Source organism: Streptomyces venezuelae (assembly GCF_008642335.1).
GTDB classification, from domain to species: domain Bacteria; phylum Actinomycetota; class Actinomycetes; order Streptomycetales; family Streptomycetaceae; genus Streptomyces; species Streptomyces venezuelae_F.
On the sequence record NZ_CP029191.1, the window covers coordinates 5892862 to 5905450 of the forward strand.

9 protein-coding genes and 1 pseudogene are annotated in these 12589 nt (G+C 71.7%); 4 read left to right on the forward strand and 6 right to left on the reverse strand.

Going from position 1 to position 12589, the window contains the following annotated elements; genetic code table 11:
- Positions 1-29 precede the first annotated feature (29 nt).
- The gene (locus DEJ49_RS26765) at positions 30-857 is read left to right on the forward strand and encodes a maleylpyruvate isomerase family mycothiol-dependent enzyme (RefSeq protein ID WP_150186470.1); all 828 of its coding nucleotides are present in this window, start codon (positions 30-32) and stop codon (positions 855-857) included.
- A 25-nt stretch (positions 858-882) separates the two neighbouring features.
- Here the strand turns inward: DEJ49_RS26765 and DEJ49_RS26770 are convergent, their stop codons facing one another.
- The 6 genes and pseudogenes from DEJ49_RS26770 to DEJ49_RS26795 all read right to left on the reverse strand — a co-directional run bounded on the left by DEJ49_RS26770 (position 883) and on the right by DEJ49_RS26795 (position 6841).
- Entirely contained in the window at positions 883-2028 is a 1146-nt protein-coding gene (locus DEJ49_RS26770; RefSeq protein WP_150186471.1) for an LOG family protein, read from the reverse strand.
- Positions 2029-2098: 70 nt separating this feature from the next.
- A complete protein-coding gene (locus tag DEJ49_RS26775; RefSeq protein ID WP_150186472.1) occupies positions 2099-2503 on the reverse strand; it encodes a VOC family protein in 405 nt (134 codons plus the stop codon).
- Positions 2504-2603: 100 nt separating this feature from the next.
- Positions 2604-3869: a hypothetical protein gene (locus DEJ49_RS26780; protein ID WP_150186473.1), complete on the reverse strand. Its 1266-nt coding sequence runs from the start codon at positions 3867-3869 to the stop codon at positions 2604-2606.
- Between the two features lie 173 nt (positions 3870-4042).
- Positions 4043-4753: pseudogene (locus tag DEJ49_RS26785) on the reverse strand (ABC transporter ATP-binding protein); the annotation flags it as partial.
- A gap of 178 nt (positions 4754-4931) precedes the next feature.
- Positions 4932-6311 (reverse strand): aspartate aminotransferase family protein, encoded by a 1380-nt coding sequence (locus DEJ49_RS26790; RefSeq protein ID WP_150186474.1) that lies wholly within the window; start codon positions 6309-6311, stop codon positions 4932-4934.
- Entirely contained in the window at positions 6296-6841 is a 546-nt protein-coding gene (locus DEJ49_RS26795) for an Lrp/AsnC family transcriptional regulator (protein WP_150172765.1), read from the reverse strand. Before DEJ49_RS26795 ends, DEJ49_RS26790 begins: the two co-directional genes overlap by 16 nt.
- 165 nt (positions 6842-7006) lie before the next feature.
- On the opposite strand from DEJ49_RS26795, the gene DEJ49_RS26800 reads away from it, so the two are divergent.
- The 3 genes from DEJ49_RS26800 (at position 7007) to DEJ49_RS26810 (ending at position 12577) form a co-directional block, all read left to right on the forward strand.
- Complete coding sequence (locus DEJ49_RS26800; RefSeq protein ID WP_150172767.1) at positions 7007-8446, forward strand: gamma-aminobutyraldehyde dehydrogenase; 1440 nt, start codon at positions 7007-7009, stop codon at positions 8444-8446.
- Positions 8447-8617: 171 nt separating this feature from the next.
- A complete protein-coding gene (locus DEJ49_RS26805) occupies positions 8618-11254 on the forward strand; it encodes an MXAN_6230/SCO0854 family RING domain-containing protein (RefSeq protein WP_150186475.1) in 2637 nt (878 codons plus the stop codon).
- A 156-nt stretch (positions 11255-11410) separates the two neighbouring features.
- Positions 11411-12577, forward strand: coding sequence for a PotD/PotF family extracellular solute-binding protein (locus DEJ49_RS26810; protein ID WP_150186476.1), 1167 nt, complete (start codon positions 11411-11413; stop codon positions 12575-12577).
- Positions 12578-12589 lie beyond the last annotated feature (12 nt).

Genomic DNA, 12589 nt, shown 5'->3' on the forward strand with positions numbered 1-12589 from the left:
TGTCGGCGACGTCGCTCTACTGTTCGGCCATGACGACACTCGGCCACGACCGGTGCTGCGACGAAGTCGCCCGCCAACTCGACCTGCTCCGTACGACGCTGACCGGCGCGGACCTCTCGGTGACTGTGCCGACCTGCCCCGACTGGACACTGGCCCAGCTCGTGCGGCACACCGGCAGCGCGGTGCGCTGGAGCGAGCGCCTGGTCGCGACGCGCGCCGAGCAGGACATACCGGATGAGGATATTCCGGAGCTCGAAGGCCCGGAAGGCTCCGAAGGTCCGGAAGGTTCCGAAGGCTCCAAGGCCGACGATCCGGTCGCCCTCGACGCCTGGCTCGCCCGCACCGCGGAGCTCGGCGCGGCCACGTTCCGCGCCGCGGGCGCCGAAGCCGCCGTGTGGTCGTGGGCCGAGGACCACAGCGCCGCGTTCTGGGCGCGCCGCATGACACACGAGCTGGTCATCCACCGCGCGGACGCCGCCATCGCCGTGGGCGTCCCGTACGAGGTCGACCCGGAGGTCGCCGCGGACGCCATCGACGAATGGCTCGACCTCGTCGCCCTCGCCCAGCGCACCGACCCCGACGACGGCGCGGCGGAGCTCAAGGGCGCGGGACGCAGCATCCACCTCCACGCGACCGACGCGCCTGCGGGCCTCGACGCCGAGTGGCTCGTCGAGTTCGGCGAGGACGGGTTCACCTGGCGGCGCGGTCACGCGAAGGCGACGGTCGCGCTGCGCGGGCCGCTCACGGAGGTGCTGCTCGCCTTCTACCGGCGGCGGCCGCTGGACAGCGGACGCGTGGAGGTCGTGGGGGAGCGGGAGCTGCTGGACTTCTGGCTGGAGCGGGCGTCGTTCGGGTGAGCCGACGCGGTTCCCGCGTACGTGCTCAGGCCGTGCGGGACGGCGTCGCGCCGAGCTTTCGCAGGGCTTCCGGGGCGTCCTCCACCCGGTCCACCAGGGCGATCCGGGACTCCATCGAGCGGTCGCGGGCCAGCGACTGGAGCAGTGGCCACACCGGCAGGTGGTCGGTCCAGTGGGCGCGGTCGACCAGGACCATGGGGGTGGGTTCGCCGCGGGACTCGTAGTAGTTGGGGGTGGCGTTGTCGAAGACCTCCTGGACGGTGCCCGCCGCGCCGGGGAGGAAGATGACGCCCGCGTTCGAGCGGGCCAGGAGGCCGTCCTCGCGGGTGGCGTTGGCGAAGTACTTGGCCAGGTGGGAGGCGAACGCGTTCGGGGGCTCGTGGCCGTAGAACCACGTGGGGATGCCCACGGAGGCGCCGCCGTCGGGCCACCGCTCGCGGACCGCGAACGCCGCCCGCGCCCACTCCGTGACCGAGGGCGTGAACGAGGGGGCCTTGGCGAGGAGTTCGAGGGCCTCGTCCAGCGCGGTGTCGTCGAGGGGTGCGGCGTAGGCGCCGAGGTTCGCCGCCTCCATCGCGCCGGGGCCGCCGCCCGTGGCGACCGTGAACCCCGCGCGGGCCAGCGCGCGGCCGAGCCGGGCCGCTCCCGCGTAGGCCTCCGTGCCGCGGGCCATCGCGTGGCCGCCCATGACACCGACGACCTCGGCTCCGACGAGGAGCTCGTCGAGGGCGTCCGAGATGGAGTCGTCGTGTATGGCGCGCAGCATCGACGAGAAGACGTCGCCGTCGGCCTTGGTCCGCTGGAACCAGTCGTACGCGTGTGCGTCCGGCGTCGCGTCGTACCCGCCATCGGCGAGGCCGGCGAACAGGTCGTCGGCGGAGTAGAGCAGGCCGCGGTACGGGTTGAACGGCAGTCCCGGGACGGGCGGGAAGACCAGCGCGCCGCCCGCCCGTACCTTCGCCGCCGCGTCCTCCCGCATGGGGCAGCCGAGGAAGACGGCGCCCGCGACGTCGGCCGCGAGGAGGGCGGAGGTGCGCTCCGTCAGGTCGACGGCCTGGACCCGGCACCCCGCGAGGGCGCCGCGTCCTGAGACCTCGTCGAACTCGGCGAGGGTCTCGATCTCGCGGTCCTCGCCGGGGGGTTGCGGGGCGGACTCGGGTGTCGGATGCATCCGCCCATGCTAAGCAGGGCGGTCACCGGCGCCTCGGTCAGCCCTGGACCTTGTCGGCCTCGGGCCTCGGTCAGCCCTGGACCTCCGACGGGTCCATCCACATGACCTCCCAGGTGTGGCCGTCCAGGTCGTCGAAGGCGCGGCCGTACATCGTGCCGTAGTCCTGGACCTTGCCCGCCGTGCCGCCCGCGGCGATCGCTCTGTCGACGAGCTCGTCGACCTTCTCGCGGCTCTCGGCGCTCAGACAGATCAGCGTCTCGCTGACCTTCGTGGCGTCCGCGATCTCCTTCTGCGTGAAGTTCGCGTAGTGCTCCTTGCTCAGCATCATCGCGACGATGGTGTCGCTGATCGTCACGCACGCGCAATCGTCGCTCGAGAACTGCGGGTTGATCGTGTACCCGAGCTCCGTGAAGAACTTCTTCGACGCGGCGACGTCGGACACGGCCAGGTTCACGAAGATCATCTGCTGGTACATGGGTGTCTCTCCCGGTGTGTGTGCGCAGTCAGCGCGTGTGCTTACGGAGGGATAGACATGCGTTCGACCCGGAACTCATCGCTCGACGCGCACTTTTTTCTCAGGGGGCCAGCGGCAGCGCTGCCAGCTGTGCGACGACCCAGGTCAGCGGGCCGAACACGGCGAGCAGCGCGCCCGCGCGGAGCACCGCCGAACCGCGCAGCATCGTCGCGGGCGCACCGAGCCGCAGCAGCGCGGACGTCGTGTCCGAACGGGCCTGCCGTGCCTCCACGGAGGCCGTGGCCAGCGTCAGCACCGCACAGCCCCCGACGAGCAGCGCGCCGAGCGTGGTCAGCGGACCGGCTTCCGGGCGCGGACCCGCGTACAGCACGATCGACGCGTACGCGCCCGACGCCACCGCGCACAGCACGCCGAGCGGCCGCCCGATGCGCCGCGCCTCCTCCTGCAGCACGCGGCCCGCGAGCAGGCGCAGCGCGCCGGGCCTGACCGCCTGGAGCAGCCGTCCGCAGAGGTAGGTGAGGCCGGGTCCCGCGAGGACGAGGCCGAGCGCGGTCAGCGCCCATCCCGCGAGCACGCCCGCGGGGCTGCCGTCGGCGCTGCCGGGCAGGGGGAGGCCGGTGCGGGGGGTGGCGCCGGAGCGGCTCGTGTACGTCTCCACGGCGAGGCCGGCGGCGAGCAGGGCGACGCCCCAGGGGAGGCCGCTCGGGGGTGGCGTGGGTGCGGCGGGTTCGGTGCCGGGCTCGGCGCGGGCCGGGGGTGCGGACTCGGACTGCGGCTCGGTGCCGGGCCGGGACGCGGTCGCGGTCACGGGACCGGTCTTGGCCCCGCGCGTGATGCCCCCGGCCCTGGCCGTGGTCTTCGTGGAGCGCGGTCGCAGTACGAAGGCGCTCGCCGCGGACGCGGCGATCGGCACCAGCGCGAGCAGCGTGAGCGCGGCGGCGACCGGGAGCGGTTGGTCGGCGGCGAGCAGGTCGGCGGCCGCCCCGTCGAAGGGGAGGCCGGAGACGTCGCCGCGCAGGTGCAGGAAGAAGAGCAGCGCGAGCAGGGAGCCGAGCGTGCAGGCGACGGCCGTGGAGATGGTGCCGAGCACCATCAGGCGGGCGGGCCCGAGGCCCACGGCGGAGAGCCCGCCGCGGGGGCGGGTGCCGGGGTCGGTACGGGCGACGGCGACGGCGAAGTAGACGGTGGCGGCGATCGGCGCGGCACACCACGCGAGGCGCAGCCCGGCGCCCGCTCCGGGGTGCTCCATCGCGTACGTCAGGGTGCAGAGCAGCAGGAAGCCGGTGCCGGCGGACGCGGCGGCGACGAGGAGCCGACGGAGCTGGACGACGGGGTGGGCGCCCCGGGCTAGACGGAAAGCGAGCACGCGGCCCCTTCCGTCCGGGCAGGGGCGGTGACGCCGCCGGAACGATTGGCCGTGGCGGTGGTGCTCGGCGTGGTCGTCGCGGGAGTGGTGCTTGTGGTGGTCGTGGTGCCTGCGGGGTCCGCAGGAGCCGGGGGCTCCGTCGCGTCCGTCTTCCCGGCCGCCGCGCCCCCACCCCCCTCGGCCCCGTCCGCCCCCGGCAGGTGCACCGTGCTGACGCGGCGGCCGTCCAGGAGGTTGATCGTGCGGTCGGCCAGGGTGGCGACGGTCTGGTCGTTCGTGGCCAGGACGACCGTGATGCCGTGGGAGCGGGCCGCCGTCGTCAGGGTGCGGAGGGCGAGGGTGTGGTCGGCGCGGTGCAGGGGAGCGGTGGGCTCGTCGGCGAAGAGCACGGACGGCGTGGTGACCAGGGCGCGGGCGATGGCGACGCGCTGCCGCTCCGACTGAAGGAGCGCGTGCGGCCGCTTCCGCGCGCAGCCCCCGATGTCGAGACGGTCCAGCCACTCCTGGGCGGCGGGCTTGGAGACCCGGTGCGAGGCGCCGCGCAGCATCAGCGGCAGGGCGACGTTCTCCCAGGCGGTGAGCTCGGGGACGAGGTGCGGCTCGGGGTCGATCCAGCCGAAGCGGTCGCGGCGCAGCCGTTCGCGTACGAGCGGACCCATCGTGTGGACGGGCGTGCTGTTGAACCACACCTCGCCCTGCTGGGGCAGGAGTTGGCCGGAGAGACACCGCAGGAGGGTCGTCTTGCCGCTGCCCCGGGGGCCGTTGACGGCGAGGATCTCGCCCTCGCGGACACCGAGCGAGACGCCGGTGAGGGCGGGGGAGCCGTTGTGTGTGACATGTAGGGCGCGTGCCCACAGCACGTCGTTGTCCGGCGGGGCCACCATGGCGTACACCTCGGTTCAGATCAGCTCGACTCCCCCGTACGGGGGAACGAAGGCGGGGCCGATCGGTCACTGGGCACGGTAGGGACAGGGGCGGACCGGGCCGGAAACGACGCGGCCCGGGGGCCGCCGTTCTCACTCGAACGGCGGCCCCCGGGCCGATGTTGATCACACCAATCGCTTAAAGCTTCGTCCACGCCTCCGTGAGCACCTGGCGCAGGATGCCCTCGATCTCGTCGAAGGTCTCCTGCGTGGAGATCAGCGGCGGGGCGAGCTGGACGACCGGGTCGCCGCGGTCGTCGGCACGGCAGTACAGGCCGTTGTCGTACAGCGCCTTGGAGAGGAAGCCGTACAGGACGCGCTCGGTCTCCTCGTCGTTGAACGTCTCCTTGGTGGCCTTGTCCTTCACGAGCTCGATGCCGTAGAAGAAGCCGTTGCCGCGGACGTCGCCGACGATCGGCAGGTCGAGCAGCTTGCTGAGGGTCTGGTGGAACGCGTCCTCGTTGTCGAGGACGTGCTGGTTGAGGCCCTCCTTCTCGAAGATGTCGAGGTTGGCTATGCCGACCGCGGCGGAGACGGGGTGGCCGCCGAAGGTGTAGCCGTGCAGGAAGGTGTTCTCGCCCTTGTAGAACGGCTCGGCGATGCGGTCCGAGATGATGCACGCGCCGATCGGGGAGTAGCCCGAGGTCATGCCCTTGGCGCAGGTGATCATGTCCGGGACGTAGCCGAACTTGTCGCAGGCGAACATCGTGCCGAGGCGGCCGAAGGCACAGATGACCTCGTCGGAGACGAGCAGCACGTCGTACTTGTCGCAGATCTCGCGCACCCGCTGGAAGTAGCCGGGCGGGGGCGGGAAGCAGCCGCCCGCGTTCTGCACCGGCTCCAGGAAGACGGCGGCGACCGTCTCCGGGCCCTCGAAGAGGATCTCCTGCTCGATCTGGTCGGCGGCCCAGCGGCCGAAGGCCTCGGGGTCGTCGCCGTGGATCGGGGCGCGGTAGATGTTGGTGTTCGGCACCTTGTGCGCGCCGGGGACCAGCGGCTCGAAGGGGGCCTTGAGGGCCGGCAGACCGGTGATGGACAGGGCGCCCTGCGGGGTGCCGTGATAGGCGACCGCGCGCGAGATGACCTTGTACTTCGTGTGGTTGCCGTTGAGCTTGTGGTACTGCTTCGCCAGCTTCCACGCGGTCTCGACGGCCTCGCCGCCGCCGGTGGTGAAGAAGACCTTGTTGAGGTCGCCCGGCGCGTAGTCGGCCAAACGCTCCGCCAGCTCGACGGCCTTCGGGTGGGCATAGCTCCACACCGGGAAGAAGGCCAGCTCCTGCGCCTGCTTGTAGGCGGTCTCGGCGAGCTCGTGACGGCCGTGGCCCGCGTTGACGACGAAGAGGCCGGACAGGCCGTCCAGGTACTTCTTGCCCTTGTCGTCGTAGATGTAGGTGCCCTCGCCACGCACGATGGTGGGGACGGGCGCGTTCTCGTACGACGACATGCGGGTGAAGTGCATCCACAGGTGGTCGTAGGCGGTCTGGCTGAGGTCCTTGCTCACGGCTATCGGGTTCCCCACATATAGGTCTGCTTCTTGAGCTTGAGGTAGACGAAGCTCTCGGTGGAGCGCACGCCGGGGAGGGCGCGGATGCGCTTGTTGATGACTTCGAGCAGGTGGTCGTCGTCTTCGCAGACGATCTCCACGAGGAGGTCGTGCGAGCCCGCGGTCATCACCACGTACTCGGCCTCCGGCATGGCGGCCACGGCGTCCGCGACCGGGTCCACATCGCCCTCGACGTCGATGCCGACCATCGCCTGCCTGCGGAAGCCCACGGTGAGCGGGTCCGTGACGGCGACGATCTGCATGACGCCCTGATCGAGCAGCTTCTGGACGCGTTGGCGCACGGCCGCCTCGGAGAGGCCCACGGCCTTGCCGATGGCGGCGTACGGACGGCGTCCGTCCTCCTGGAGCTGTTCGATGATCGCCAGAGATACGGCGTCCACGGGAGGGGTGCCGTTCCCACTGCCGCTTCCGCCAGGGTTTCCGGTGCGGGAGCTGCGAGGGGTGCTGGGGTCTGCGCTGCGACTGGCCACAGGCTCACTGTGCACGACGTCTCGTCACTTCCGCAAGCCTCGATCGATGAAATTCGTTGTCTGAGACTCGGATACTCACGGATTCCGCAGTTCTGGGCAGCTGGGTATGTTGAAAGCGTCGGTGCAGCGACTAGGGTGGGTGTCTCATCCACTGGACATCTGACTTGGAGGGCCGCGGAAGTGACCACCGAGCTGCGCCGTCTGCGCAACTACATCAACGGAGAATTCCGGGACGCGGCCGACGGACGGACCACCGAGGTCATCAACCCGGCGACCGGCGAGGCCTACGCGACGGCGCCGCTGTCCGGCCAGGCCGACGTGGACGCCGCGATGAAGGCCGCCGCCGACGCGTTCCCCGCCTGGCGCGACCTCACCCCCGCCGAGCGGCAGAAGGCCCTGCTCAAGATCGCCGACGCGTTCGAGGAGCGGGCCGAGGACCTCATCGCCGCCGAGGTCGAGAACACGGGCAAGCCGACCGGGCTCACGCGGTCCGAGGAGATCCCGCCCATGGTCGACCAGATCCGCTTCTTCGCGGGCGCGGCCCGGATGCTCGAAGGGCGCGCCGCGGGCGAGTACATGGAGGGCCTGACCTCCATCATCCGCCGCGAGCCGATCGGCGTCTGCGCGCAGGTCGCGCCGTGGAACTACCCGATGATGATGGCCGTCTGGAAGTTCGCCCCGGCGCTCGCGGCCGGCAACACGGTCGTGCTCAAGCCGTCCGACACGACCCCCGCGTCGACCGTCCTGATGGCCGAGATCATCGGCTCCATCGTGCCGCCCGGCGTCTTCAACGTCGTCACGGGCGACCGCGACACCGGCCGTGCCATGGTCGAGCACCCCACCCCGGCGATGGCGTCCATCACCGGTTCGGTGCGCGCGGGCATGCAGGTCGCCGAGTCCGCCTCCAAGGACCTCAAGCGCGTCCACCTGGAGCTCGGCGGCAAGGCCCCGGTCGTCGTGTTCGAGGACACCGACATCGCCAAGGCCGTCGAGGACATCTCCATGGCGGGCTTCTTCAACGCGGGCCAGGACTGTACGGCCGCCACGCGCGTGCTCGTCCACGAGTCCATCCACGACGACTTCGTGACCGCGCTCGCCAAGGCGGCCGCCGACACGAAGACCGGGCAGCCGGACGACGAGGACGTGCTCTACGGCCCGCTGAACAACGCCAACCAGCTGAAGCAGGTCTCCGGCTTCATCGACCGCCTCCCGGCGCACGCCAAGGTCGAGGCCGGCGGCCAGCGGGTCGGCGAGAAGGGCTACTTCTACGCCCCGACCGTCGTCTCCGGCCTCAAGCAGGACGACGAGATCATCCAGAACGAGGTCTTCGGCCCGGTCATCACCGTCCAGTCCTTCACGGACGAGGCGCAGGCCGTGGAGTACGCGAACGGCGTCGAGTACGCGCTCGCCTCCTCCGTCTGGACGAAGGACCACGCGCGCGCGATGCGCATGTCCAAGGTCCTCGACTTCGGCTGCGTCTGGATCAACACGCACATCCCGCTGGTCGCGGAGATGCCGCACGGCGGCTTCAAGAAGTCCGGCTACGGCAAGGACCTCTCGGCGTACGGCTTCGACGACTACACGCGCATCAAGCACGTGATGACGTCGATCGAGGGCTAGTACCGCTCCGGCCTCGGTTTTATTGAGGTGACCGGCCGAGCCGCCCCCGCGTACCGTTGCGTACGCGGGGGCGGCTCCGCGGTGTGCTTCCTTCTTTCTCTTCTCTGCAAAAGATCCGTAGCGCACCCACTCCCCGCCCCCGCTTTTTCTCTGCACCACGGGGTGGGACCTATGACGACGACAGCGATGACCGACGACCTGCTGGGCCTGCTGCTCCGCCGCCGACAGAGCGTGTACGTCCCCGAGGGCTCTGTCCCTGAGGGCCCCGTCCCTGAGGGCTCCGGACCGTCCGCCGTGACCGAGGCCGGCGTCGTCGTCCTCGAAGCCGAACTCGCCGACCGCGGGCACCTGCTGACCGCCCCGCTGCGCCGCGCGCTGACCGCGCTGTCCGCCCACGACCTCGCGACGACCGGGCGCAAGCTGCTCGCCGACGTCGACGCCCTGATGGGCTCCGACCGGCACCACGCCCCGCTGTTCGCCCGGTTCCCCGCCGAGACCGCCACTCAGCCGGCGTACGAGCGGTACACCACCGTCATCGCCGAGTACCTCGCCGCCCAGCCGCACCAGCCCTGCATGAACTGCGCGGGCACCAAGGCGAGCGTGCGGGCGCTCGACCCGTGCGCCCACCTCCTGTGCGACGACTGCCTCGGCGCGAAGATCGTCCCCTGGAACTGCTGCGACCAGTGCTGCGAGTGGTACGAGTGCCCGATCTGCGACAAGCGCTACGAGACCGAAGGACCCCTCGACCCCTGGCTCGACACCGGCGCCGGCCGGGGCGGTGACGGCGGCCCCGTCCTGCGCGCCCTCTCCCTCGGCGCGCCCGGCGACGCCGCCGCCGAACTCGCCGCGCTGCTCGCCCGCCGCACGCCCCTGAACCCGCGGGACCACGACGACCTCGTCCTCCTCCTCGGCCACCTCGACCCGGCCGCCGCCGCGGACTGGCTGCCGGCCGCCATCCCGCTGCGCGAGAGCAAGGCACTCGCCCTCGCGCCGCTCCTCGACCTGCCCGACGTGCGCCCGCTGATCGGGCGGTACGCGGACACGGCCACCGACGTGCTGCGCATCCTCGTCGTACGCTCCGGGGGCGACCCCGACCTGCTCGAACTCCCGCGCCTGCGCGGTCTGCCGCGTCCCGTGCGCCGCGAACTCCTCACCCTGCTCGACGGGTTCGACTTCCGGCGTCTCGCGGAGGACATGGCACGCCACCCGCGCGCGTGGAAGCGCGTCGGTGAAATCCTGCACCCCTTCGAGCACGCCCACCGCCACGCGCGCGTGGCACTCGCCTTCGCCGCCCTGCGCGGCACGCGCGTGCGGGACGGCGCGCTCGGAGAGGTCCTGCTCGCCGAGGCCGCCCGGCACGACGACGTCCGCCTCGCGGGCGACCGGCTGCACGTCGTCACCTGGCAGGCGCGCGTCGAGGAGGCGCTCGGCCGCTGGGACGTCGAGGCCGCGGTGCGCCTGCTGCGCGAGCGCCCCGGCGAACTCCTGCGCCGCCTCGACCTGCTCCTGGCCCGCTCCGGCTCGGCGACGCTTCCCGACACCGTCGGCGAGGCGCTCGCCGACGCCCTGCCGCGCTCCGGCCCCGGGCCGCTGCTCGGCGCGTACGGCCGCATGAAGGTCCGTGCCGTGCCGGGGCACCGCCGCGTCTTCTTCCCGCGCGGCCGCGTCACCAAGGCGTACGCGGTCGAGGACCACCGGCCGCCGCTGCCCGCCCGGGTGGCGGGGCGCGCCGGTGAGCTCATCGAGGCCGAGGCGGTGCGACGCCTCGCGGAGCGCGACGGCGAGCGGTACGACGTGGCCGTCCTGGACGCCGCCCTCGCCGACCTGCCCCTGCCCTTCGCCGAGCGGGCGTCGGCCGCCTCGCTGGTCGCCGTGCCGCGCGGCAGCTCCCTGCCCATGCCGGAGGACAGCGAGACCGTCCGCCTCTTCCTGCACTGGACGCAGCCCAAGGGCGTACGCGTCGACCTCGACCTGTCCGTCGCGCTCTACGACGACCTGTGGCGCTTCATCGGCCTGTGCGACTACACGCGCCTTGAGTACGCGGGCGGCGCCGCACGCCACTCCGGGGACCTGACCTCCGCGCCCGCACCGCAGGGCGCCACCGAGTACCTGGACCTCGACCTGCCGCGGCTCGCGAACACCGGGGTGCGGTTCGTGGTGCCCGCGGTGTTCTCGTACAACGACATCCCCTTCGATGAACTCCCCGACGCCTTCACGGGGTTCATGGCGGTCAAGGGCAAGGAGCGGGCCGTCTACGACCCGCGCGCCGTCCGGCAGCGCTTCGACCTCGCGGGCGACGCGAAGCTGACCGTGCCCATGATCGTCGACCTGCGGACGCGCCATGCCTGGTGGACGGACGTCACCCTCGCCACGACGGGCACCCACCACGCCGTGTGGGGGTACCGGAAGCAGATCGGCCGCATGGGCAACGACCTGCTCGACACCTTCCAGCCGCGCGGCCGCGCCACGCTGTGGGACCTGGCCTGCTGGACGGCGGCGGCCCGCACCGACGGAGACGTGTACGTGCGCGGCCGCGGCCACGTCCTGTGGGGCTACCGCCGTGCGGAGGGCGAGCCGCGCGCCGACTTCGCGCTGCGCATACGGGACGGCTGGGAGCCGGACGCGCTGCGCGCGGAGGCGGAGTTGACGGACCGGACCGCCCTGCTGGCGCTGCTGCACGGCGACCTGCCGGGCGCGCGGGACGCGGCGTCCGGCACGGCGTACCGCCTCTACCCGGGGCCGGTCGACGAGGGGGCGCTGGAGCGGGTCACCGCGGGCGACCTGGCGGGGTGGCTGGAGCCCGCGTGACGTACGCGTTCGTGTCGCGGTGATCGACAAGGTGTCGGCTCCTCGGGGCGGGGCTCGACGCTGCGTCCATTGCCGCGCCGCCGAGCGGAGGCGCATGCTGCCGGGGTGCGAGCGAACCCCATGACCTCCTCCGTGTCCCGGTCCCGGACCTCCTCCGTGTCCCGCCGTTCCCTGCTCCGCGTCCTGGGCGGCGGTGCGGCCGTCGGCACGCTCGCCGGATGCGGGGTGCCGGCCGCGTACATCGAGCCGGGGGAGCGGGCGGCGGCGAGCGACCGCTCGCGCAGGGACAGGGCGCTGACCTTCGCCAACTGGCCGCTGTACATCGACACCGACGACAACGACAAGACGAAGCGCCCCTCGCTGGACGCCTTCGAGAAGCGGACCGGCATCGACGTCCGCTACACGGAGGAGATCAACGACAACGACGAGTTCTTCGGCAAGATCAGCCCGTCCCTGATGAACCACCAGGAGACCGGCCGCGACCTCATCGTCATCAGCGACTGGATGTGCGCACGCTTCGTGCGGCTCGGCTGGGTCCAGGAGATGGACCGCGCCCGGCAGCCCAACGTCACCAAGTACCTCGACCCGCTCCTGCGCTCGCCGCACTTCGACCCGGGCCGCAAGTACACGGTCCCCTGGCAGTCGGGCATCACCGGCATCGCGTACAACAAGCGCAAGGTCGGCCGCGAGATCAAGCAGGTCTCCGACCTGTGGGCGGACGACCTCAAGGGCCGCGTCACCCTCCTCTCCGGCCTCGACGAGGCGTTCGCGCTGCTCCTCCAGGGCGACGGCGTCGACATCAGGAAGTGGACCGCGGACGACTTCCACCGGATGTGCGACAAGGTCGAGAAGATGGTGAACAGCCATCACATCCGCCGCTTCACCGGCAACGACTACATCAAGGACCTCTCCAGCGGCGACGTCCTCGCCTGCCAGGCCTACAGCGGCGACGTCATCCAGCTCCAGGCGGACGACCCCGACATCGAGTTCGTCGTCCCCGAGGAGGGCGCGGAGCTGTGGGCGGAGTCCCTGATGGTCCCCAACCTGGCCCGCCACAAGCAGAACGCCGAACGGCTCGTCGACTACTACTACGAGCCCGAGGTCGCCGCGGAACTCGCCGCCTGGGTCAACTACGTCTGCCCCGTCCCGGCCGCCCGCGACATCCTCGCCTCCTCCAAGGACAAGGAACTCGCCGCCCTCGCCGAGGACCCACTGATCTTCCCCGACGACGCGATGCGCGAGCGGCTCGTCATCGCACGCGACATCACATCGAAGGAACGCACGGAGTTCGCGAAGCGGTGGAACGCGTTGGCGGGGCTGTAGCCGCTCCGGTGG

What these genes read in the sequence shown, in the direction of transcription:
- DEJ49_RS26770 (WP_150186471.1), bottom strand. Translation starts at nt 2,028, where the DNA reads ATGCATCCGACACCCGAGTCCGCCCCGCAACCCCCCGGCGAGGACCGC.
- DEJ49_RS26805 (WP_150186475.1), top strand. Translation starts at nt 8,618, where the DNA reads ATGACGACGACAGCGATGACCGACGACCTGCTGGGCCTGCTGCTCCGC.
- DEJ49_RS26765 (WP_150186470.1), top strand. Translation starts at nt 30, where the DNA reads ATGACGACACTCGGCCACGACCGGTGCTGCGACGAAGTCGCCCGCCAA.
- DEJ49_RS26775 (WP_150186472.1), bottom strand. Translation starts at nt 2,503, where the DNA reads ATGTACCAGCAGATGATCTTCGTGAACCTGGCCGTGTCCGACGTCGCC.